Genomic DNA, 20,439 nt, shown 5'->3' with positions numbered 1-20,439 from the left:
TCGGTCGACTCAGAACAGCGCGTAGCGCGCGGCGATCATCAGCATGCGCGCCTTCGGCTTGCGCAGCGGCGCGCGCGGGTAGGCGAAGCCGCGTGCTATCGCGGCTTCGAGAATGCAGCGATACGCCCCCGACATGATGCGCGGCGCCTTCACCTGCGCACGCGGGCACGTATCCATCACTGCGTCGGCCTGGCGGAAATGCTCGAGCGCGCGCTCGACGAGCGTCGCGCACACGCGCGGCAGCGCCGGATCGCGCACGATCGTCGCCGGGTCGGTAATCGCGATGCCTTCGCGCGCGAGCAGCTCGCGCGGCAGGTAGCAGCGGTTGATCGCCGCATCGTCGTCGATGTCGCGCAGGATGTTGGTCAGTTGCAGCGCGCGGCCGAGGTGATGCGACAGCTTGATCCCTTCGGCTTCAGGCATCCCGAAAATCCTCACCGACAGACGGCCGGCCGCGCTCGCCACGCGATCGCAGAAGAGGTCGAGCGTCGGCTCGTCGGGCGCGCAGATGTCTTCGACCGCGTCCATCGCCATCCCGTCGATCATCGCGTGGAAATCGTCGCGCTGCAGGTTGAATGCACGGATCTCGCGGTCGAGCGCGGCCAGATGGCGCGGCGGGCGGCCGGCGTAGCATGCGTCGATGTCGGCGCGCCAGCGATCGAGGCCCGCATTGCGCTCGGCGCGCGGCAGGTCGCTGTCGGCGATGTCGTCGACCGCGCGGCAAAACGCATAGACCTGGAACATCGCATCGCGCTGCACGGCCGGCAGGATGCGCATCGCAAGATAGAAAGAACTGCCCGATGTGACGGCAGCGGCGTCGGTTTCTTGTTCGTCCACGACGGAATTGGAAACGGCCAAGACAAGCTCCACGGAGACACCCACGCGGGGCGATTGAAGAAGCCATGCCCGGCTGGGATGGTCAGGGCGTCAAATGCGTGCGAGATATGCGAACGATCGACGCAGACAGGCACAAATTACCGGCCGGAAGCCGGAATTGGGCGAAAGTATAGCAATCTTTGAAGTTCGATGGCGGACACTCGCCGCATGCGGCGGCATGCCGGAGGCCGTTGGCCGGCAAGGGCGCCCGGCCCGGGCAGGAACCTGCACCGGCGGTGCGTCAGCCGTAGACGATGTCGCGCTGCAGGTCGAGCGCAATGAGCCCCATTTCGCGCGTGAGCTGCAACATCGAGCGACGCTCGAGGCGCGAGCCCATGAAACTCGTCACGTGGCCGTCGGGCTCCGCGGTGAACTGGAACACCGCGCCGCCCGTGCCGAACCACGCACCCGGCACGTCGGGCGATTCCTGCCAGTCGATCTGCGCGAAAACACGCGCGATGCCCGCGCGTATCAGGTCGCCCGGACCGATCGGCGGCGCGATGTCGCCCAGGTCGTCGAGCGAATAGGGGCCGGGTTTGTTCGGCTTCCGATAGAAGAGATAGTCGACGTTCATGGGGCGCAATCGCGGGCAAAACAACAAATTAGCGCGCTTCGGGATAAATTCATATCGGATACGGACGAAATGTGGCCTGTACGAGACAAAAGGGACAGATCGAAAGCGGCCCGTCTGGGTGCGCGCGGGTTCGTCTAAGATGACACCTTTCTCAAAATCTGAAGACCCGGACACCATGGAGACGAACGCAAGCGCCACCCCGCAGTCCGATCATCCCGTTTTCGTGCTCGTGCACGGCGCCTGGCACGGCGCGTGGTGCTATGCGCACGTTGCGGCCGCGCTGGCCGAACGCGGCCACCTGTCGATCGCGCGCGACCTGCCGGCGCACGGCATCAACGCCCGCTTTCCGGCTTCCTACTTCTCCCGCCCGCTCGACAAGGATGCGTTCGGCGCCGAGCCGTCGCCGGTCGCGAACACGACGCTCGACGATTACGCGACGCAGGTCATGCAGGCGGTCGACGACGCGTACGCGCTCGGCCACGGCAAGGTCGTGCTCGTCGGGCACAGCATGGGCGGCCTCGCGATCACGGCGGCTGCCGAACGCGCGCCCGGGAAAATCGCGAAGATCGTCTATCTCTCGGCCTTCATGCCCGCGTCGGGCGTGCCGGGCCTCGACTACGTGCGCGCGCCCGAGAACAAGGGTGAGATGCTCGGCCCGCTGATGCTGGCGAGCCCGCGCGTCGCCGGTGCGCTGCGCATCGATCCGCGCAGCGGTGATACCGCATATCGCGAGCTCGCGAAGCGCGCGCTGTACGACGACGTGCCGCAAGCCGACTTCGAAGCCGTCGCGAACCTGATGACCTGCGACGTGCCGGCCGCGCCGTTCGCGACCGCGATCCCGACGACGGCCGCGCGCTGGGGCGCGATCGACCGCCACTACATCAAGTGCCTGCAGGATCGCGTGATCCTGCCCGCGCTGCAGCAGCGCTTCATCGACGAAGCCGACGCGTTCGCGCCCGGCAACCCGACCCACGTGCACCAGCTCGACAGCAGCCATTCGCCGTTCATGTCGCAGCCGGCCGTCCTGGCCGGCGTGCTGGCCGACATCGCGAAAAGCTGAGCACGGCACGCGCGGGGCGCATCCGCTCCGCGCAGCAGGGCCGTGCGGGTGCGCCTACGCGTAGGCCACCGAGCGGTCGCGCCCGAGCCGCTTCGCGCGATAGAGCGCGGCGTCGGCCTCGTTGACGAGCACGTCGCAAGTGGGCGCACCCGCCTTTGCACACGCGCCGCCGACACTCGCCGTCACCGGCACGCTGACGCCCTCGGCATCGACCGGCACGCTGCCGATCGCATCGCGCACCTTGTCGGCCACGAGCATCGCCTCGTCGAGATTCGTGCACGGCAGCAGCAGCGCGAATTCCTCGCCACCGAAGCGGCCGAACGTATCCTGCGCACGCACGATCGACGCGACGCGGCGCGCCGTCTCGCGCAGCACGGCGTCGCCGGCCGCATGCCCGAAACGGTCGTTGATCGTCTTGAAGTGGTCGAGGTCGAACAGCAGCACCGACATGTCGCCGCCGTAGCGCTGCCAGCGCGCGAATTCGTCGCCGAGCCGCGCCTCGAAGAAGCGCCGGTTCGCGATGCCGGTCAGGCCGTCTCGATTCGCGTGTTCGCGCAGCTTCGCGACCGCTTCCTCGCGCTCACGCTGCATCACGCTCACGTGCGTGACGTCCGAGATCGTCACGCACACGGCCTCGACGTCGCGGCCGCGCGTGAGCGGCATGAACGTGCAGTCCTGCTGCATGTAGTCGACGCCGCCCGTGATCGGCCGGTCGTGCTCGAAGCGGAACAGGTAGGGCCGCTGCTCCCACGAGCTGAACGCGAAGCTGCCGAGCTGGAACACGCTCTCGAGCTTGCGCGACAGCCACGCGCGCGGCAGGTCGGGAAAACAGTCGAACAGGTTGCGGCCGATCACGTCGGCGGCCGGGATACCGCTGTGGTCCTGCATGAAGCGATTCCACATCAGCACGGTCATCGCGCGGTCGAGCACGAACAGGCCGAAGCCCACCCGCTCGATCACGAGATCGCTCAGCGACGGGGTAGCGGCCGTCATAGCGCGGACAGCAACGCGTCGAGCGCGTCGCCCATCAGCCGGATCGAATCCTCGGCCATCAGCATCACGAAGTGAGCCCGGAACGCGTGGTCCTCGAGCCCGAAGTTCACCTCGAGCAGCAATGCCACGCTCCATGCCAGCTCGGTCGGCTGGAAGACGTCGTCGAACGACACGTTCGCGCCGAGCAGCCCCGGCGGAAAGAACACGGGCTTGCGCCCGAGCTCGTCGAGGATCGATGCGACGCAGGCGCCCATCAGCACGTTCGCGACGTCGAACACGACTTCGTCGGGTGTCGCCATCCCGCCGTACACGCCTTCGCCGAACGTGCGGTCGACGACCGACATGAGCCGCGCGATGCTCGCGGTGCGGCACAGCACGATCGCCTCGCCCTTGATGTCGGAACGGAAGCCCTGGCGCACGGCGGTCACGTTGTCGTAGATGCCCGTCATCTCGCGCAGCGCATCGCCCGCGTCGGTCGCTTTCACGACCCGCACGCGCGGCACCGACAGTTCGATGAAGCGCCCGAGCAACAACGCGAGCCGTGCGGCGGCACGGCCCATTGCGAGGTTGGCGATCTCCTGCAACGCGTCGCGTTGCTCCGCCGTGAACACCGAGTCAGGCATACAACCCATACTCCTTGAGAATGGGCAGCAATGCCTCCGACGTCACGGGCTTGGCAACGAATGCGATCGCGCCCAATTCGCGCACGCGTGCTTGCGCCTGCGGCTGGATATCGGCGGATACCACGATCACGAACGTGTTCAGATCTTCGTGGCGCAGTGTCTCCAGCACCTGATATCCGCTCATGTCGGGCATCGTCAGGTCCAGAAACATTACGGAAGCTTTGCCGTCACGATACAGCGCCAAGGCCTCTCGACCATTCGCGGCATACGCGACATCGACGTCCCAGCCTCCCGGCAGCGCCTTTGTCAGAAGTTTGCGAGCGAGCAGCGAATCGTCGGCAATTACAATCGGCAAAGGCATGGGGCGATGCGGTATACGGAATGGTCTCTCTCGCGTTAACGACCGCGCGGCGCACTTCTTGAGGCGCCGATGCGTTCGGGCGCGGGCAGCCGCCTTGCAACCGCGCGCGGGCGCCGCAACGCGGGCGCGCGCGACGCGCCGCGCGGCGAATGCCGGCGGGCGCAGATATCTGTCATAGGGAAAGCAAGGCGCGATTCTCGGAGTAAACCGGAGGCGATGCAACTCGCCATATTCACCATTTCGGACAGAATCGGTCCGAACATGCGCCATTCCGAAAACAGCCGCGACCATTTTCGAGATAAGCACGCAAAATTTTTCCTTGTGTACGTTTGCGCTGCCGGATTCGTCGCGTTTTCAATCTGACGAATTCCCCTTGTCGAAATCGACAGGATTACTTGCGTCCGGGTGCGTCCGGGGCCGTTCGGCGGGCCGTCGCAACTCGTTTATGATGGCAGGCACCTTCGCCTCACCCGCTTCCTCGATGACGTCCGACCGGCCCGCCGATTCCCACGCTCCCGCCTCCACGCCCGCCGACGACTGGCAGGACGACGGCAACTATGCGTCCGGTGCGCCCGAGCACGATTTCGCGGTGCGGCGCGTGACGCTGATCGTGCTGCTCGTCGCGGCGATCGTGCTGCCCTGCATCTACGTCGTGGTGATGGCGTACAACGACCTGAAGACGCGCGAGGCCGCCGCGAGCGACGTGACGATGCGCACCGTGCGGGTTGCCGAGGAGCACGCGCTCAAGGTGTTCGACCTGAGCGAGACGCTCGATGCGCGCATCGTCGATCTCGTGCAGGACATGGACGATGCGACCGTGCGCAACAGGGAGTCCGACATCCACGAAGCGCTGAACACGATCGGCGGCGGCTATCCGCAGGTGGCGGCCGTGTCGATCTTCGGCGCGAGCGGGATGCTGCTCGCGAACAGCCTCTACTATCCGGCGCCCTATGCGTCGATCGCGAACCGCGACGATTTCGCCGGCATTCGCGACGGCAAGGTGATCGAACACATCTCGCGGCTGATGATGGGGCCGCTCAAGCTCGAGAACATTCCCGTGTTCAACACGGGCGTCGCGCGTCGCCATAGCGACGGTTCGTTCGCCGGAATGGTGTCGATCGCGCTGAAGTCGTCGTATTTCAACGCGTTCTACCGCGACCTGCTCGGCGGCGCCAGCACGCCGATGACGATGGCGCTCGCGCGCTCGGACGGCGCGGTGATCGCGTCGTATCCGCCGCCGCCGGCACTCGCGCACACCGACCGCGCCGTCACGTTCGGCGACGCACGCAACGATCCGCGCGCCGGTGTCGTGCGGGTGCGCCACGACGGCGCGAGCAGCGAGATCGTCGCGTATCGCCAGGTCGGCAGCTATCCCGTCTACGTGACGTGCTCGTATCGCACGTCGGCGATCTGGCGTGAATGGTACGAACACCTGAGCGTGCTGTTCCTCTCGATGTTCGCGCCGTCGGTCGCGCTGTGGTCGGTGATCTGGCTGTCGCTCAAGCGGCTGAAGGCGGAAGAGGAGGCGTGGGACCGCTGGCAGGCCGAAGCGTCGATGCGCCGTTCGATCGAATCGGCGTACCGGCAGTCGCGCAAGATGCAGGCGCTCGGCAATCTCGTCGGTAGCGTCGCGCACGATTTCAACAACCTGCTGATGATCATCTCGAGCAACGTGCAGATCGTGCGGCGGCGCGGGGTCCAGCATCTCGACAAGGAGCTCGGCGCGATCGAACGCGCGCTGAAGAACGGGCAGTCGCTCACGCGCCAGCTCCTCGGCGTCGCACGCAAGCAGCCGCTGCACAACGAGACGATCGACGTCGGGCAATGGGTCGGCACATGCCGCGAACTGCTGAAGACGTCGCTCGGTTCGAAATCGTCGCTGGTCGTCGCGATCGAGCCCGGTGTGTGGCCGATCCGCGTCGACGTCGCCGAGCTCGAACTCGCGGTAATCAACCTCGCGGTCAACGCGCGCGACGCAATGGCGGCCGGCGGCCGCTTCACGGTCGGCGCGCGCAACGTGACGCTGCGTCGCGAGGACGGCTTTCCGCTGACCGGCGATTTCGTGCAGATCTCGCTCGACGATACGGGTTCGGGCATGGCGCCCGACGTGCTCGCCCGCGCGTTCGAGCCGCTGTTCACGACGAAGGCTCAGGGGATGGGGACGGGGCTCGGCCTGCCGCAGGTATTCGCGTTCTGCGAACGCTCGGGTGGCCTCGCGACGATCGACAGCGCGGTCGGTGCCGGCACGTCGGTGCGCCTCTACCTGCCGCGCGCGCGCGCCGAGGATGTCGTCGCACGGCCGCCGGCGGTCGCGCACGACGCGGGCACGGGCGCGCTCGCCGGCCTGCACGTGCTGCTCGTCGAGGACAACAGCGAAGTCGCGGCCGGCACCGAAGCGCTGCTGTCGCTGCTCGGGCACCGCGTGACCTACGCGCCCACCGCCGACGACGCGTTGCGCCTGATCGAAGGCGCGGCTGCGAACGACGCGTTCGACCTCGTGATTTCGGATATCCACATGCCGGGCAGCCTGAACGGCATCGACCTCGCCGAAGCGGTCGAGAAGCGGCCGGAGAAACTGCCCGTGATTCTCGTCACGGGTTACGCGGAGGAACTCGACCGCACGCGCACCGTCAACGTCCGCGTGCTGTCGAAGCCGTTCGACATCGCGCTGCTCGACGAGATCCTGCTGGGCATCCGCGAAGCGCGCGACGCACGGCACGCGCGACACGCCGGCACGTGACCCGCTACGCGCGGGCCGGCGCCGGTGGCATGAACGGGGCGACGCTCAGGCCGACTTCAGCAAGCGCACCCAGCCCGTGTAGCGATCGACGAAACCCTGCAGGAACTTGCGGGTGTCTTCGCTGACGATCTGGCCCTGATCGTCGATGCGTGCCGGATCGTGCTTGATGAACATCTCGGGCTGCCCGAGCGTCTTCACGTCGAGGTACGCGAGCACGTTGCGCAGGTGCTGCTGCGCGAGCGCGGTACCCGTCGCACCCGGCGACGTGCCGAGCACCGCACCCGGCTTGCCCGACCACGAATTGGAACCCCACGGGCGCGAGCCCCAGTCGAGCGCATTCTTCAGCACGCCCGGAATCGAGCGGTTGTACTCGGGCGTGAAGAACAGCAGCGCATCGGCGGCTTCGATCGACTGCTTGAAGCGCTTCGCGACTTCCGGGAAATCCGCGTCGTAGTCCTGGCTGTACAGCGGCAGTTCGCCGATCTCGACGAACTCGAACGAGAAATCGGCGGGGGCGAGCGAGATCACGGCGTGCGCGAGCGCGCGGTTCCACGAAGCGCGACGCAGGCTGCCGACGACCACAGCGATGCGATAGGGCATGACATTCTCCTTCCGGTGAGTGAGGAATCGGATCGATTGCTTCCGAACGAGCGACAAAGGTCTGTTTATAGGCAAGCCAGCCCGCGAACCGCCCCACGGGGCCGGCCGGCCGACTTTCCACAAGGTTTTCCACAGAAATTGTGGATAACTTGACCGTTATGATCTGACGTTACAAACTGCCCGCCGCGTGTCGAGGTCGACACGCGACACAGGGTTCGGCAAGCATAGCGCAGCGCGTCGACCGGTTTCGTGAATTCGTGACGGAACATGCATTGCAGGCGGGCACCGCGCCCAGTAAGCTGCTCGCACCGCGACGCGCCCGCTTGGTGGCGCACACGATTGCCTCGAGACACCGCAACCCAGACATGCCGTCCGAATACGACGATCCCGCCTATCTCGCGCAACTGCGGCGCGACCTGCTGCGCTTCGCGCGACTCCAGCTCCGCGATGCCGACGCTGCCGAAGACGCCGTGCAGGAAGCGCTCGCCGCCGCGTGGTCGCACGCAGGCGATTTCGCCGGGCTGTCGGCCCACAAGACCTGGGTGTTCGGCATCCTGCGCAACAAGCTGATCGACGTGCTGCGCGCGCGGCAGCGCACGGTGAGCTTGTCGGCGCTCGATGCCGAGCTCGACGGCGAATCGGTGCTCGATCGCGAGCTGTTCAAGGAAAACGGGCACTGGGCCGCGCATGCGAAGCCGCGACCGTGGCCGCGCCCGGAAACGCTGTTGCAGCAGCAGCAGTTCTGGACGCTGTTCCAGACCTGCCTCGACCACCTGCCGGAGCAGATCGGGCGCGTGTTCATGATGCGCGAATTCCTCGACGTCGAGATTACGGACATCTGCAGCGAATTGACGCTGACGACGAATCATTGCAGCGTGCTGCTGTATCGGGCGCGCACGCGCCTGCGAACCTGCCTCAGTGAAAAAGGACTGACGACCGAAGATGCTGCCGGGGAAATGTACTGACGTGACGCGACTGCTGTCGGATGCGCTGGACCGGCATCTGACCCTGCACGAGCGCCTGCAGGTGCGTGTACACCTGCCGACCTGCAGTGGCTGCAGGGCCTATCGCGGTCAGATCGCACTGCTGCGGACAGCCGCGAAAGCGGCGGCGGGGCGGGGGCCGGACGACGACGACGGGTCGTCCGGGGAAGGCTAGGGGCGGCTTGCTTGGTTGCGATCGCCCGGGTGGTGGTCGCATGGTGTCCGGCGATCGGATCGGCTTCGAATGCCGATGTTTGTACCCGGCCGATGCAATCAGAAAAATACGGCGGGCAAGAATTATTCGAACAGCGCCTGCACCGATTCGGGCGGCCGGCCGATGGCGGCCTTGCCGCGATAAACGACGATGGGCCGCTGCAGAAGAATCGGATGAGCGGCAATCGCCGCGTAGGCTTGTGCGTCGGTCAGATCGGCGCGGGCCAGATTCAGCGTCTTGTACGGTTCCTCTCCGTCGCGCAGCATGTCTCGAACCGGGCGGCCAAGCTGCCGATGCAGCGCTTCCAATTCCTCTACCGTCGGTGGCGTCTTCAGGTACTCGACGACATTCAGAGGCGCACCGGTGGTATTCAGCGACTCGATCAAAGCGAGCGTCTCGCGCGACTTCGAGCATCGGGGGTTGTGGTAGATCGTGATCATCATTCAAGCCTGGAGGGTAGAGCCCCGTATTGTAGCCAGTCTGCATCGGGTGTCTGGGCGGGGAGGTTGGCGCGGGATCGCGGGATTTCGAGTGGATTCGCTGCTTCGCGGAAGCAGATGGACGAGGTCGTGCGACGGACCATGAGAGGGGAGTGCTGTTCGGGATGCGCTTCACGGCGTTGCGTTGATGTGTTTATGCGCATAAAGGTGAGCGGTGTTCTGCCGCGGGATGACGGATCGAGGTGCCGCACGCCAGATCAATACGATGGGAGGTTCCGACCGGAAAGGAGGCGGGCGGGTGCGTTGTACGTCGGTTGGTTTATGCGCATAAAGCGGGCGGTTGCCGGGCGAGGCAGCTCTCGATTCGCGGCGTGGTGACAGTGGAAACGTCCTCACGTGGATGCGATTGCTACGTCGACATGCCCGCTGGTCAATCGCCGCGCACTGGATTCCGGAGCAGTCGGGGTGTGATCTTTCGCCGCTCGCCGCTCGCCGCTCGCCGCTCGCCATCGCCATCGGCCGCAGTTTATGCGCATAAACGAGACGCCCAAAGGCAGCGAGGTGTGCCGACGTACACGGGTTCAGCGGCACGCCTCAACGCGGTGTACCGGGCCAGGACATACCGCTAACACTCCACTCTCAGAGGTGCAGTTCCCCCCGGTCACGCGGCCGACAGCCGCGGTTTCAGCGGAGTTTATGCGCACAAACTCTCCAGCTCTCAGCCCCAACCGCCTCATCGAACGAAAGGGCAGCACACCACGATCCCGCGGCAACTCGCTACTCACACCAGCGACGCCACACTGGATGACTCAAACCCCGCCCCGTTCATCGACGTTGCAGGCATCCGCCACACGATCCAGTCGGGTCACTCGCCATCTCCGGTTCGTTTATGCGCATAAACCGATAGCCCGAATGGCCAATGCGTAGTTGTCGAACGACAATTTCATTGAAATTCAAATATCGTCCTGTAGAATTCCAACGACCAAAATAGGAGTGAAAATTGGCCGCGGAAATCATTGCAGTCACTCAACAAAAAGGTGGCGTCGGCAAAAGCACGATTGCCATGCACCTCGGTGCCGCGTTCCATGAAAAAGGGAAGCGCGTCCTCGTCATCGACGCAGACCGTCAAAACACGCTGGTTCACTGGTCGAGCGCATCCGGCGACAGCGAAAACGGCATCCCGTTTCCGGTCGTCAACCTTGCCGAAGCCGATGGCCAAATCCATCGCGAGATCAAGAAGTTCATCAACGACTACGACATCATCGTCGTGGACTGCCCGCCGTCGATCACCGAGAAAGTGTCGGGTGTCGTCCTGCTGGCCGCATCGATTGCCGTGATTCCGACGTCGTCGTCGCCGGCTGATTACTGGTCGAGCGTTGGGCTGGTCAAACTGATCCAGCAGGCGCAGGTCATGAACGAAGACCTCCGCGCGGTCTTCCTGCTGAACAAGACCGAAGAGAAGCGCATGCTGACCCGCGAGCTCAAGCGCGCGCTCGAGGAACTCGGCTTCCCGTTGCTGAAAACGCAGATCCCGACCCGGGAGGCGTACAAGCAGGCGATGGCGCTCGGTCAGACCGTGCTGCAGATGAACGATCGTGGCGGCAAGCTGGCCGCCACGGAAATTCGCGCATGCGCCGACGAAATCGTCGCCATGCTGCCCTGACTTTATGCGCACAAAGGAGTCACATGAAACCCTCCCAATTTGCCAAAGGATTCCAAGCGCGCCCGGATATCACGACGAGCGAGAAGCGCACGGCGCTCGATCGACTCAATGCGATCGACGGCATCGTCAAGTCCGAGACCCCCACCCCGGCGCCGACCAAATCCGCGAAGAAAGACACAGCGCCGCAGCCCGCTCCCGAGCTCACGCTCGATCCGTCGATCGATGAATCGGCGCAATATCGTGCGTGGCGTCTAGAGAACCGCTATGCGCCCGGGCAGGTGATCGAGCTGTCGCTGAAGGCGATCAAGCATAGCCCGTTCAATCCGCGGCACTTCTATCTGAAATCGTCGATTGCCGAACTCGCGGTCAACCTCGCGAAGCAAGGGCAACAGCAGGCGATCCACGTGATTCCGGATTACGACAATCCGGGCACGTATTTCGTCAGCGATGGCGGCCGCCGCGTGCGGGCGCTGAAGGAAGCCAACAAGGAGTCGGTCAAGGCGATCGTGATCGACGTGCCGATCGGCATCCAGAGCTACAAGCTCGGCTACGATCTCAACGTCCAGCGCGATTCGCAGACGGTGTTCGACAACGCCGTCGTGTGGCGCCGCTTCCTCGACGACAAGCATTTCCAGAGCCAGAAGGAACTCTCCGAGCACCTCGGCCTCGACGAATCGACGGTGGCCGTCGCCCTGTCGATCGGCAAACTGCCGGAAGCGATCATGCAGGAAATGGTCGCGCGCCCCGATCGCTTCGGTTCAAACATGGCGTATCAGGTCGGCCGCTATCACAATGCGCGCGGCACCGAGGCCACGCTGCGGCTGATCAACAAGATCGTGTCGGACGATCTCAGCACGCGCCAGGTGTCGGACATCGTCAAGGGCCGCGTCGCGGCGCAGGAAACGCCGAAGGCTGCCGGCCGTCAGCGCTATGCGCAGCGTCTCGAGATCAAGCTTGGCGGCAAGTCGGTCGGCGACCTGAAGTCGTATGGCGAAGATCGCATCGAACTGCGCCTGCGCGGCCTCCCGAAGGACAAGCGCGACGCGATCCTCGAGCAGCTCGAGCGGATGCTGTTGTCGGAGTGACGGAAACGGCCGGCTGGGCCTGGTGAAGATGCCGGGCCCGCCAACCGAGGGCGGGGCCGGCGGCGGCCCGTCAGCGGGCCTGAGCGGGCCTCAGGCGGCCCGCGACTGGTTCAGCGTGAACGACAGCAGGTCGCCGTCCGTCGGCTCGCCCCAGGTCTTCTGGGCCAGCCAGTCGAAAAAGGCCGTCTCGGCCAGCTTGGAATCGAGGCCGCGCTTGCGCCAGTCGTCGCGCAGATGGGTGCCCATCGTCGGCAGCGCCTCCGACTCGAACGACTCGCGCGCCACTTCGCGCTCGGCGTCGCCCTGCTCTTCGTACAGCACCTTCGCTTCCTTGCGGCGGAACGCAGCGAACTCGCTCAACAGGCGTGCCTTCAGGTCGTCCGGCTGGGCCGCCGCAATCTTCGCAGGCGGCGTGCCGGCAGGCAGTGCGTCGACCGATTCGACCGGCGGCGCATAACCCTTCTTCAGCGCATCCTTGAACAACGCCGGCGCGCTGCGCACCGGCGGCAGCGTCGTGCTGCGCATCCGCTGCTCGGTCATCTGCAGCGCGGCACGAATGCGGTTTTCCTCGCTGTCCGCATAGAGCGTCTGCGCTTCCTTCAGCGGGATCCCGATCTTCACCATCCGGTCGACCAGCGTGCTGTCGAACACGTTCGGATGTTCGTCGAGCGCGAGCATCGGCTGCTTGCGCTCGGTCACACGGAACTGGATCTCCGCGACCCGACGCCCTTCACGGTGTTCGATCAGCTCGACGAAGATGTTGGTGACCGCGTTGACTTCCGCGATCGCGGGACGCAGATAGTCGCGCTTGAAGTACTTGTACTCGCGTTTCGCTTCGTCGCCGGCTTCCGTGTCGGGCGTGCCCGACAGGATCGGCCGCCACCATTCCCACGGCTCACGCATCGTCAGGTGGCTCGGGTTCGTCAGGTAGCGCACGCAGATTTCGTACAGCGCGAGGCCGGCGCTGCTGCGCAGCTGGCTCTGGAACTGCAGGCTCAGGCGCGCGTACTGGACCGGGTCGAGCAGCTTTTTCTTGATCTTCGGCGCGAACGAGAATTCGACCCACACGCGGCGGGTCGCCGGATCCTCGAGAATTTCGGCGTCGGCGATCAGCGTCGAGATCCCCCACTTGCGTCCCGGCTTCTGGCTCGACGTCCCCGTGCTCCATTCGACCTGCACCGACACCATGCGGCGCAGGTGTTCCTTCACCAGCGCGGTGTCGTTCGAATCGAAGGCGGAGTTGGCGACGATGTCCGAGAGCAGCGCGCGATACGTATCGCCCGAGTCGTCGGCCTGCTGCGCCACGGCCAGCAGGACATTGAACAGCTTGCGAGTGAGGAGCGTGATCTTGCCGCTCTTCGGCTGAATTGCGATCGCCTCGACGGCCTTACGCAATTCGGCTGAACTGGCACTCACCACATCCACATCGGTTTTCTTGGCGCGCTTCGTCGTGGCCATACGTCGGGTCGGAGGAGAAGTTTTCCGGAAGGATAGCGTCTGCGGTGAAGTGCGTCCAGAACGACATGCTCACCATAGCGGGTGAAGTGCGCGTGTAAAACGGCACTCACCCCAGGCGCTCCCGAAAATCCTCACCGGTCCGGATTTGCAGCGTTCCGGACTCGTCCAGACGTGCTGCGGGATGCGCCGATTCACAGAATTTCACCTGTGCCCGGAACGTGCGAAATGCACTCCCGTATCGGCTCACCTTTCGATTTGTCGTAATTTTACGACTGCGCTGCCGTGAGTTCGGCACAGGGTTGTGATCCCACCTCATCGCACTTCCCGATACGACCCGTTCAGGCCTGTATGCATGTACAGGCGCGACTCTCCGGGCGATCGTGATCGGGTTCGCCGCCCCGGAAGACGCCCGCCAAACCGGCCCGCGGGACCCGAACGAACCTGCTGTGTCGGCCCGGGCGCGCATTGTACAGCGCACAAACCGTATCGGGTCCCGAAAAAACTCACCTTGAGCACAGCATGTTCATTCATCTGACTGCCGACGAATGCCCGGCACGCGCGGGATCCGCCATCAGAGCCTCCCGAAAACGCTCACCTTACCGAAAAATCGCTGTGCCACTTCTGGCACGGAAATGGCTCCCGAAAAACCTCACCGTAACTGACGCGGTATCAAAAACCTCAATGCCTTCCGATACTTATGCACAGAAGGCATTTGGCTGTGCACCGCCGACACCCCCCGAAAATCCTCACCTTTCGACGGAAATCCTTCATACGACAACGGTATGTCGCCCCCCGAAAAATCTCACCTGTACCAAAAAGAGGCACAGCAAAAACGAGATTTCTTCCAGTCCTGGCGGGCTTTTCGGCCAATTCGGCCGTCCACGGATCCCGAAAACGCTCACCTTTGACCATTTTTCGGGCAAATTCCATTCCCGGAAAGGCTCACCTGTGGCCCGAATCACAGTCTGTGATCCATGCCCCGAAAAAGCTCACCTCAGCGGGATCCGGGCAGGAAAACCCGGATTTCCCTCCCGAAAAACCTCACCTTTAGTGCATCACAGGCCCATGAGAGCACTTTTGCTGTGCAAAATGGCGTCCCTTTCCCGGAAATCCTCACACCAAACGCCCGCGGAGTCCCGTGAAACCTCACCTTTCACAGAAACTGCCTAAAAGATGGGCAGAATCGGGGCGCAAAGAAGGTCCCGCAAATTCTCACCTATGTCTGCACAGGCAGAAAACTGTGCAGTCAGGCACAGCGTGGGTTCTGTGGCTGTGAGGCCCCGAAAAGCCTCACCTTTGGGAAATCTCATGTTTCACTGTGATCCCGAATCCGCTCACGACCTTTCCCGCAACGGCTCACGCAGCTCCCTGAACCCCATCACTTCAGCTCCCGCAGAAGATCACCTTGGCTCCCGTAAAACTTCACCTTGTCGGCCGGAAAGCCTTGCAGCATAAGGCTGTGCCGTGGCGTTAACGTTTTTAACTAAGGGTTCAAGGGTGTTTACTTCTAATACTCTCAAGACATCGGCTGCAGAGTTTTCCACAGACACCCCAACCCCTGAACACCGACAGACAACGGGAGCCGTTGTCATGTGAAACAAATGCCGAAATTCGGGATCGACAGAAAAACGCTTGCACGACAAGGACTTGGCTAACTTTCTTCGCTTTGTTTCACGGAATCCTGGACCACAGTCGACCAGATCGGCTCACAGATCCGATTTCTGTGCGAAGCGACGTAAATTCACAACGCCGAGCCGAAACAAGTATCGATAAGTACGTATTTCGTTATGATTGACACACTTCAATGTCTGTGAGCACAGCGATGACCCTGGACGAAATACGCCAAACCATTCGGGACGAACTGGAATCGCTGCGTGCAAGAGGTGCGCGACGGCAGGAATTGTCGCTGCATGCATGCAAGCGGTTGTTCTTCGATCTTGGCATCCGGCCGTCGGCTGCCAACGTCCGCGATCTCACCCAGACCGGCAGCGCCAGCGATATCCCGAAAGACATCGACCATTTCTGGGAGCGCATCCGTTCCGCCTCCAAGGTCAGGCTCGACGGTGCCGCAATTCCGAAAGCCGTCGAGGAAAAAGCCGGCGCGTTGCTCGGGGCACTCTATGAAGAAGCGTTGAAAGCCGCGCGAGACAGCCTCGATGGCGATCGCGAACAGGTCCGCGCCGGCGTGGCCGACGCCGAACAGCGGTTGCGCGACGCAATCGTCCGCCAGGAGACGCTTGAAGGCGCGCTCGCACGTGGCGAAGCGAAAAACGAGCAATTGCAGGCGCGCGTGACCGAGCTCGAAGTTCAGCTCGCATCGCAAACGACGCACGGTTCGGCAAGCGAAGCAACGTTACTCACCACAGTCGCTCGACTGGAGAAGGAGCTGGCTGCGGCGGCCGGCCGTATCGAAGCCGAGCAGGCGCAGAACGCCACGCTGCGCGACCGCATCGATGCGCTTCAAGCCGAACTTCAGCAGCGCACCGAGCACTACGCGCAGCAAATCAAGGACGCGGTGGCCGAAGCCGAACGCCGCGTCAAGCCGATGCTGGTCGAGCTGGATTCGTTGCGCAGCACGGCGTCGACCTACCAGAACGGCTTACGCGACGTTCAGCGCAAGGAATTCGATTTCCTGCAGCAATTGAGTGCGGCCAAGGCGCGTGCAGACCGGCTCGAAGAACAATTGCGCAGCCAGGGAGATGAACTGGAACGCGCGACGCGCGATGTGAGTTTGCTGCGCGCGAGCCGCGGAATGAATCCGGAAATCGCCGCGCTGATCCGCCGCCTGGCTGATGCCGGGCAACTGGATGCGGAGGCGTTTGCCGCGATCGGCACCTCACTGGATCAAGAGACTCCGGTACCGGCCCACTGTCCGCATTGCGACGGTGAGCCCGAGCTGTCACACGGAAAAGAGGGTTTTGAAGTGGCCTGCCCCGAGTGCGAACACGCTTCGGGCGCATGGCCATCCCGATTGGAAGCCGTCGCCCGCTTTGTGCGCACGTGACGCAATGGGCGGCGGCACTGCACAGGTGAGACGATCCGGGGAGCTTGAGGTGAGGTTTTTCGGGAGCGATTGAACGGTGAGGCTGTGCCGCACAAGGCTGCTCACGGATCGCTTGGCGTGAGCAGCTGTTTGAGGATCAGTGAGTTTCGTCGATGCCCGACGCGTCACCGTCGGCATTGTTGTCGGCCAGACCGTCGCGCCAGTTCTTCCATGCGCGATGCAGTCGGTTCGACGAGATCGGTCGCATGAAGCCCAGCCATTTGCCGACTCGTTCGGGCGGCACGTCGTGTTCGAACAGTTCGGCCGCGTAGGTATTACGCAGGGTTTGCGGGCTGGCGCGTGCGGTGCGTGACGACGTGAGCCCGGCGGATTCGACGATCGCGTCGATGGCGCGCAGCATCGTCGCCTTGTGCATCGGCCGCCCGGCATGGGATGCGGGGAACACGAGCTCACCGGGAATCTCCTGGCGCTTGCGTTCGGTGAGCCAGGCTTCGAGCAGGGCGATCGCGAACGACGCTAGATGGGTTTCGCGCGCGAAATCAGGGTGCGTCGACTCGATCTGCAGCGAGGTTCCAGCCGTGTTGATGCAACTAATCGTAAGTGCACGAGCTTCGCCGGTTTTAATGCCGGCGCCGAGAAACGCGGCAACGAGCGCGCGGTCGCGCCGCTCTTTCCAGTACGCGGAACCGGATACGCCGATCGGCGAAAACAGGTACGTGAGCAACGTCGCGCGCTCGGCCGGCGTGAGGAAACCGGTAGGTTCGTTGTCGCGAGCCTTGCGCCAGTTCGCTTCGCCATCCTGAGCAATGAACCGGGCCGGGTTGGTCGACGCGTATTCGGTGCGCCGGATATGGTCGAGCACGCGCTCGATCAGCCGAAGATAGCGCATTCGCTGGGTTTTCCGGATCGGGAGTTCGCCGACGAAATTCGCGATGGTTGCCGTATCGACCGTCGCCAGATTCTTCTGGTGCGTACGCAGCCACGTGAGAAACGCGCCCCATTGCGCGCGATAGACGTCGGCCGATGAGCGACGATAGTCCTGCATGGCGAGCCATGCATCGAATGCAGCTTCGGGAGAGAGGATCCAGTCGGACGCGCCGCGGTCGAACAGATCCATTTCTTCCGGGCGTGCCGGTATGTCGGGAGAGGCGGGAAGAGACATGTGATTTATTCCGTTAGTTGCGTGTATGGTAGCCCTTTCCGCAACGTCTCGGGCATCAAGAGGCAAGGGGCAGGACAAGGCCGCCACGCGTGGCGGCCTGGGCGGGCAGTCAGTCGCCCCACGCCTTGGACGGGCGGTGAGCCCGCTCGCGAGGCGCGGTGTCGTTCGAGGTTGACGCGGCTTCGTATGCGAGAACCGCGAACGAAAATACGGCGGGTAGCGCGTTCGAGCGCCCGAAGTCGATCGGATCGTCCGTTTCGGGAAACGTCATGTCCGACGGCCGTTCGAACAATTGACGCATGCCGGCCTCGTGCCGGCTGGCAAAGCCGAGATCGGCAAGCGCCTCGGCTTCGATCGCATGCAGCAGGCGCCACGTCAGCGGGACGCGCTGGCGGATATAACGCCCGGCGATATGGCGAACGATCAGCTCGAGGTCGTGCGCGGCAGCCTTGAAGCTGAGCGCGGCCAAATCTTGTTCTTCTGTCATTGCAGGCTCCTGTCGACCGGGCAGGCGCCTCGGTGCGCCGGCTCCAGCCCATGCATGGCGGAATGTCCGTATACTGTACAAACATACAGTGTTTTCCGCAACTGGCCTGCAATCGGCCTTTCGGCCGGCTATCCGCGCCGTCAGCGGTGTATCACGATCAGCAGTGCCCGCGCCTCGGCCTTGCCGGGATTGCGGATCGCGTGCGGCTCGTCGGCCGGGTAGCGCGCGGTGTCGCCTACCTTCAGGCGACGGCTTGCCGCCGCGGCTTCGATTTCCATCGCGCCCTGCAGCACGGTGAGGTGCTCGCGCGTGCCGGGCTCGTGGGCGTTCGATATCAGTGCGCCGCCGCCCGGCAGCGTCAGCTCGTACCACTCGAACTTGCCGGCGAGGTCGATCGGGCCCCACACGCGCAACTGGTATCGGCCGTCATGGCCGGCGAGCGTCGGAATGTCGTGCGGGCCGTCGACGCGGATAGTCTCGGGCGCCTTCGGTTGCGAGAACAGCTCGTCGAGCGTGATGCCGAGTGCGTTCGTCAGCCGCCACGCCACGGCGATCGTCGGGTTGGCCTTGTCGCGTTCGATCTCGGAGAGCATCGATTTCGATACGCCGGCTGCGCGCGACAGGTCGTCGAGTGTCAGCTTGCGTTCGTTGCGCAGCCGCTGGATCTGCTCGCCGACACGCGGCGGCGTGGCGGCCGGCGGTTGCGGTGCGGCGCTGGCAGGCGTGCGCCGCGAACCGGAGGAACTTGCCATTTGGATTCCGTTCGCTTAGAGTTGTTCGGTATTTCGAATTCTAGTTCGGAATATCGGATAAATGCGGTCAACCGAACGACCGACTATAACAGTAGCAGGCCGTTGCGCCGCCGCCACGAGTGGCGCGTTGCGGAATGCGAAACCCTGTCAGGAGCTTTGCGATGCGTGATGCCTTTCTCGCCCAGGTGCGCGGGACGCTGGACCAGATCCGCGCGGACGGTTTTTACAAGACCGAGCGCGAGATCGCGAGTCCCCAGGCGGCAGCCGTGCGGCTCGCCGGCGGTGCCGGCGTGCTCAATTTCTGCGCGAACAACTACCTGGGCCTGGCGAACGATCCGCGCCTGATCGACGCGGCGAAGGCCGGCCTCGACCAGGACGGCTTCGGCATGGCATCGGTGCGCTTCATCTGCGGCACGCAAACCGTGCACAAGCAACTGGAAAGCGCGCTGGCCGCCTTTCTCGGCACCGAGGACAGCATCCTCTATTCGAGCTGCTTCGATGCGAACGGCGGGCTGTTCGAGACGCTGCTCGACGAGAACGACGCGGTGATCAGCGACGAGCTGAACCATGCGAGCATCATCGACGGCATCCGCCTCTGCAAGGCGAAGCGTTTCCGCTACAAGAACAACGACCTGTCCGACCTCGAGGCGAAGCTGAAGGAAGCCGATGCAGCGGGCGCGCGCCACAAGCTGATCGCGACCGACGGCGTGTTCTCGATGGACGGCATCATCGCCGACCTGAAAGGCATCTGCGATCTCGCCGATCGCTACGGCGCGCTCGTGATGGTCGACGATTCGCATGCGGTCGGCTTCATCGGCACGCACGGCCGCGGCACGCCCGAGCACTGCGGCGTCGAAGGCCGCGTCGACATCATCACGGGTACGCTCGGCAAGGCGCTCGGCGGCGCATCGGGCGGCTATGTCGCCGCGCGTCGCGAAGTCGTCGAGCTGCTGCGCCAGCGCTCGCGCCCGTATCTCTTCTCGAACACGCTTACGCCGAGCATCGCCGCGGCATCGCTGAAGGTGCTGGAACTGCTCGGCAGCGACGAAGGCGCGAAGCTGCGCGAGCGCGTGCGCGAGAACGGCGCGCGGTTTCGCAAGCAGATGACCGAAGCCGGTTTCACGCTCGTGCCGGGTGCGCATCCGATCATCCCGGTGATGCTCGGCGATGCGCAGCTCGCGACGAACATGGCCGACAAGCTGCTCGGTGAAGGCGTCTACGTGATCGGTTTCTCGTTCCCCGTCGTGCCGCGCGGCCGCGCCCGCATCCGCACGCAGATGAGCGCCGCGCATACGCCTGAACAGATCGACCAGACGGTCGCCGCGTTCGTGCGCGTCGGCAAGTCGCTCGGCGTGATCTGACGG

General features: G+C 64.1%; 19 protein-coding genes. 8 read left to right on the top strand and 11 right to left on the bottom strand.

Annotation, left to right across the window (positions count from 1 at the left end):
- Positions 1–9: 9 nt before the first annotated feature.
- Together hpnD and E9536_RS15160 are read right to left on the bottom strand one after the other, a co-directional pair.
- Positions 10–858: a presqualene diphosphate synthase HpnD gene (hpnD, locus tag E9536_RS15165; protein WP_060315939.1), complete on the bottom strand. Its 849-nt coding sequence runs from the start codon at positions 856–858 to the stop codon at positions 10–12.
- 259 nt (positions 859–1,117) lie between these two features.
- A complete protein-coding gene (locus E9536_RS15160; RefSeq protein ID WP_027790205.1) occupies positions 1,118–1,450 on the bottom strand; it encodes a hypothetical protein in 333 nt (110 codons plus the stop codon).
- A gap of 175 nt (positions 1,451–1,625) precedes the next feature.
- Between E9536_RS15160 and E9536_RS15155 the strand changes: the two genes are divergently transcribed.
- The gene (locus E9536_RS15155; RefSeq protein ID WP_124546469.1) at positions 1,626–2,510 is read left to right on the top strand and encodes an alpha/beta fold hydrolase; all 885 of its coding nucleotides are present in this window, start codon (positions 1,626–1,628) and stop codon (positions 2,508–2,510) included.
- Positions 2,511–2,564: 54 nt separating this feature from the next.
- Here the strand turns inward: E9536_RS15155 and E9536_RS15150 are convergent, their stop codons facing one another.
- Genes E9536_RS15150 through E9536_RS15140 form a run of 3 tightly spaced genes read right to left on the bottom strand, consistent with a single transcriptional unit; the run spans position 2,565 to position 4,487 of the window.
- Entirely contained in the window at positions 2,565–3,503 is a 939-nt protein-coding gene (locus tag E9536_RS15150) for a diguanylate cyclase (protein WP_027790203.1), read from the bottom strand.
- A complete protein-coding gene (locus tag E9536_RS15145; protein WP_021161391.1) occupies positions 3,500–4,126 on the bottom strand; it encodes a chemotaxis protein CheC in 627 nt (208 codons plus the stop codon). Before E9536_RS15145 ends, E9536_RS15150 begins: the two co-directional genes overlap by 4 nt.
- Positions 4,119–4,487 carry a response regulator gene (locus E9536_RS15140; RefSeq protein ID WP_021161390.1) on the bottom strand — a complete coding sequence of 123 codons (369 nt, stop codon included), beginning with the start codon at positions 4,485–4,487 and terminating at the stop codon, positions 4,119–4,121. The genes E9536_RS15145 and E9536_RS15140 overlap by 8 nt, the downstream gene beginning before the upstream one ends.
- Positions 4,488–4,968: 481 nt before the next feature.
- On the opposite strand from E9536_RS15140, the gene E9536_RS15135 reads away from it, so the two are divergent.
- Positions 4,969–7,227 carry a hybrid sensor histidine kinase/response regulator gene (locus E9536_RS15135; protein WP_059693255.1) on the top strand — a complete coding sequence of 753 codons (2,259 nt, stop codon included), beginning with the start codon at positions 4,969–4,971 and terminating at the stop codon, positions 7,225–7,227.
- Between the two features lie 45 nt (positions 7,228–7,272).
- On the opposite strand, the gene E9536_RS15130 is transcribed toward E9536_RS15135, so the two are convergent.
- Positions 7,273–7,827, bottom strand: coding sequence for an NAD(P)H-dependent oxidoreductase (locus tag E9536_RS15130; protein WP_136470094.1), 555 nt, complete (start codon positions 7,825–7,827; stop codon positions 7,273–7,275).
- A 365-nt stretch (positions 7,828–8,192) separates the two neighbouring features.
- Between E9536_RS15130 and E9536_RS15125 the strand changes: the two genes are divergently transcribed.
- Complete coding sequence (locus E9536_RS15125; RefSeq protein WP_042976293.1) at positions 8,193–8,792, top strand: RNA polymerase factor sigma-70; 600 nt, start codon at positions 8,193–8,195, stop codon at positions 8,790–8,792.
- A complete protein-coding gene (locus E9536_RS15120; protein WP_059495285.1) occupies positions 8,770–8,985 on the top strand; it encodes a zf-HC2 domain-containing protein in 216 nt (71 codons plus the stop codon). The genes E9536_RS15125 and E9536_RS15120 overlap by 23 nt, the downstream gene beginning before the upstream one ends.
- Before the next feature lie 122 nt (positions 8,986–9,107).
- Here E9536_RS15120 and arsC read toward each other — a convergent pair whose 3' ends face one another.
- Positions 9,108–9,467 (bottom strand): arsenate reductase (glutaredoxin), encoded by a 360-nt coding sequence (gene arsC, locus E9536_RS15115; protein WP_059523093.1) that lies wholly within the window; start codon positions 9,465–9,467, stop codon positions 9,108–9,110.
- Between the two features lie 997 nt (positions 9,468–10,464).
- Between arsC and parA the strand changes: the two genes are divergently transcribed.
- Both parA and E9536_RS15105 read left to right on the top strand, forming a co-directional pair.
- Complete coding sequence (gene parA / locus E9536_RS15110; protein WP_027790199.1) at positions 10,465–11,127, top strand: ParA family partition ATPase; 663 nt, start codon at positions 10,465–10,467, stop codon at positions 11,125–11,127.
- A 23-nt stretch (positions 11,128–11,150) separates the two neighbouring features.
- Positions 11,151–12,212 carry a ParB/RepB/Spo0J family partition protein gene (locus E9536_RS15105; RefSeq protein WP_021163724.1) on the top strand — a complete coding sequence of 354 codons (1,062 nt, stop codon included), beginning with the start codon at positions 11,151–11,153 and terminating at the stop codon, positions 12,210–12,212.
- A gap of 90 nt (positions 12,213–12,302) precedes the next feature.
- On the opposite strand, the gene E9536_RS15100 is transcribed toward E9536_RS15105, so the two are convergent.
- Complete coding sequence (locus tag E9536_RS15100; RefSeq protein WP_021163723.1) at positions 12,303–13,670, bottom strand: replication initiation protein; 1,368 nt, start codon at positions 13,668–13,670, stop codon at positions 12,303–12,305.
- 1,822 nt (positions 13,671–15,492) lie between these two features.
- Between E9536_RS15100 and E9536_RS15090 the strand changes: the two genes are divergently transcribed.
- A complete protein-coding gene (locus E9536_RS15090; protein ID WP_060083907.1) occupies positions 15,493–16,674 on the top strand; it encodes a DNA-binding protein in 1,182 nt (393 codons plus the stop codon).
- A gap of 136 nt (positions 16,675–16,810) precedes the next feature.
- Here E9536_RS15090 and E9536_RS15085 read toward each other — a convergent pair whose 3' ends face one another.
- The 3 genes from E9536_RS15085 to E9536_RS15075 form a co-directional block, all read right to left on the bottom strand.
- The gene (locus E9536_RS15085) at positions 16,811–17,836 is read right to left on the bottom strand and encodes a tyrosine-type recombinase/integrase (protein ID WP_060083908.1); all 1,026 of its coding nucleotides are present in this window, start codon (positions 17,834–17,836) and stop codon (positions 16,811–16,813) included.
- A gap of 109 nt (positions 17,837–17,945) precedes the next feature.
- On the bottom strand, positions 17,946–18,323 hold the full coding sequence (locus E9536_RS15080) for a DUF2471 family protein (protein ID WP_021163720.1): 378 nt from the start codon (positions 18,321–18,323) through the stop codon (positions 17,946–17,948).
- Positions 18,324–18,463: 140 nt separating this feature from the next.
- The gene (locus tag E9536_RS15075; protein ID WP_021163719.1) at positions 18,464–19,075 is read right to left on the bottom strand and encodes an XRE family transcriptional regulator; all 612 of its coding nucleotides are present in this window, start codon (positions 19,073–19,075) and stop codon (positions 18,464–18,466) included.
- A 161-nt stretch (positions 19,076–19,236) separates the two neighbouring features.
- Here E9536_RS15075 and E9536_RS15070 point away from each other — a divergent pair, with 161 nt between their 5' ends.
- A complete protein-coding gene (locus E9536_RS15070) occupies positions 19,237–20,436 on the top strand; it encodes a glycine C-acetyltransferase (protein ID WP_021163718.1) in 1,200 nt (399 codons plus the stop codon).
- Positions 20,437–20,439: the final 3 nt, after the last annotated feature.

It is taken from the genome of Burkholderia sp. LS-044 (assembly GCF_004803625.1).
Classification (GTDB): Bacteria; Pseudomonadota; Gammaproteobacteria; order Burkholderiales; family Burkholderiaceae; genus Burkholderia; species Burkholderia cepacia.
Note: the sequence above shows the minus strand (reverse complement) of the source record. Positions and strands in the feature narration are given on the sequence as shown.

What these genes read in the sequence shown, in the direction of transcription:
- E9536_RS15160 (WP_027790205.1), bottom strand. Translation starts at nt 1,450, where the DNA reads ATGAACGTCGACTATCTCTTCTATCGGAAGCCGAACAAACCCGGCCCC.
- E9536_RS15155 (WP_124546469.1), top strand. Translation starts at nt 1,626, where the DNA reads ATGGAGACGAACGCAAGCGCCACCCCGCAGTCCGATCATCCCGTTTTC.
- E9536_RS15150 (WP_027790203.1), bottom strand. Translation starts at nt 3,503, where the DNA reads ATGACGGCCGCTACCCCGTCGCTGAGCGATCTCGTGATCGAGCGGGTG.
- E9536_RS15145 (WP_021161391.1), bottom strand. Translation starts at nt 4,126, where the DNA reads ATGCCTGACTCGGTGTTCACGGCGGAGCAACGCGACGCGTTGCAGGAG.
- E9536_RS15140 (WP_021161390.1), bottom strand. Translation starts at nt 4,487, where the DNA reads ATGCCTTTGCCGATTGTAATTGCCGACGATTCGCTGCTCGCTCGCAAA.
- E9536_RS15135 (WP_059693255.1), top strand. Translation starts at nt 4,969, where the DNA reads ATGACGTCCGACCGGCCCGCCGATTCCCACGCTCCCGCCTCCACGCCC.
- E9536_RS15130 (WP_136470094.1), bottom strand. Translation starts at nt 7,827, where the DNA reads ATGCCCTATCGCATCGCTGTGGTCGTCGGCAGCCTGCGTCGCGCTTCG.
- E9536_RS15125 (WP_042976293.1), top strand. Translation starts at nt 8,193, where the DNA reads ATGCCGTCCGAATACGACGATCCCGCCTATCTCGCGCAACTGCGGCGC.
- E9536_RS15120 (WP_059495285.1), top strand. Translation starts at nt 8,770, where the DNA reads ATGCTGCCGGGGAAATGTACTGACGTGACGCGACTGCTGTCGGATGCG.
- arsC (WP_059523093.1), bottom strand. Translation starts at nt 9,467, where the DNA reads ATGATGATCACGATCTACCACAACCCCCGATGCTCGAAGTCGCGCGAG.
- E9536_RS15105 (WP_021163724.1), top strand. Translation starts at nt 11,151, where the DNA reads ATGAAACCCTCCCAATTTGCCAAAGGATTCCAAGCGCGCCCGGATATC.
- E9536_RS15100 (WP_021163723.1), bottom strand. Translation starts at nt 13,670, where the DNA reads ATGGCCACGACGAAGCGCGCCAAGAAAACCGATGTGGATGTGGTGAGT.
- E9536_RS15090 (WP_060083907.1), top strand. Translation starts at nt 15,493, where the DNA reads ATGACCCTGGACGAAATACGCCAAACCATTCGGGACGAACTGGAATCG.
- E9536_RS15085 (WP_060083908.1), bottom strand. Translation starts at nt 17,836, where the DNA reads ATGTCTCTTCCCGCCTCTCCCGACATACCGGCACGCCCGGAAGAAATG.
- E9536_RS15080 (WP_021163720.1), bottom strand. Translation starts at nt 18,323, where the DNA reads ATGACAGAAGAACAAGATTTGGCCGCGCTCAGCTTCAAGGCTGCCGCG.
- E9536_RS15075 (WP_021163719.1), bottom strand. Translation starts at nt 19,075, where the DNA reads ATGGCAAGTTCCTCCGGTTCGCGGCGCACGCCTGCCAGCGCCGCACCG.
- E9536_RS15070 (WP_021163718.1), top strand. Translation starts at nt 19,237, where the DNA reads ATGCGTGATGCCTTTCTCGCCCAGGTGCGCGGGACGCTGGACCAGATC.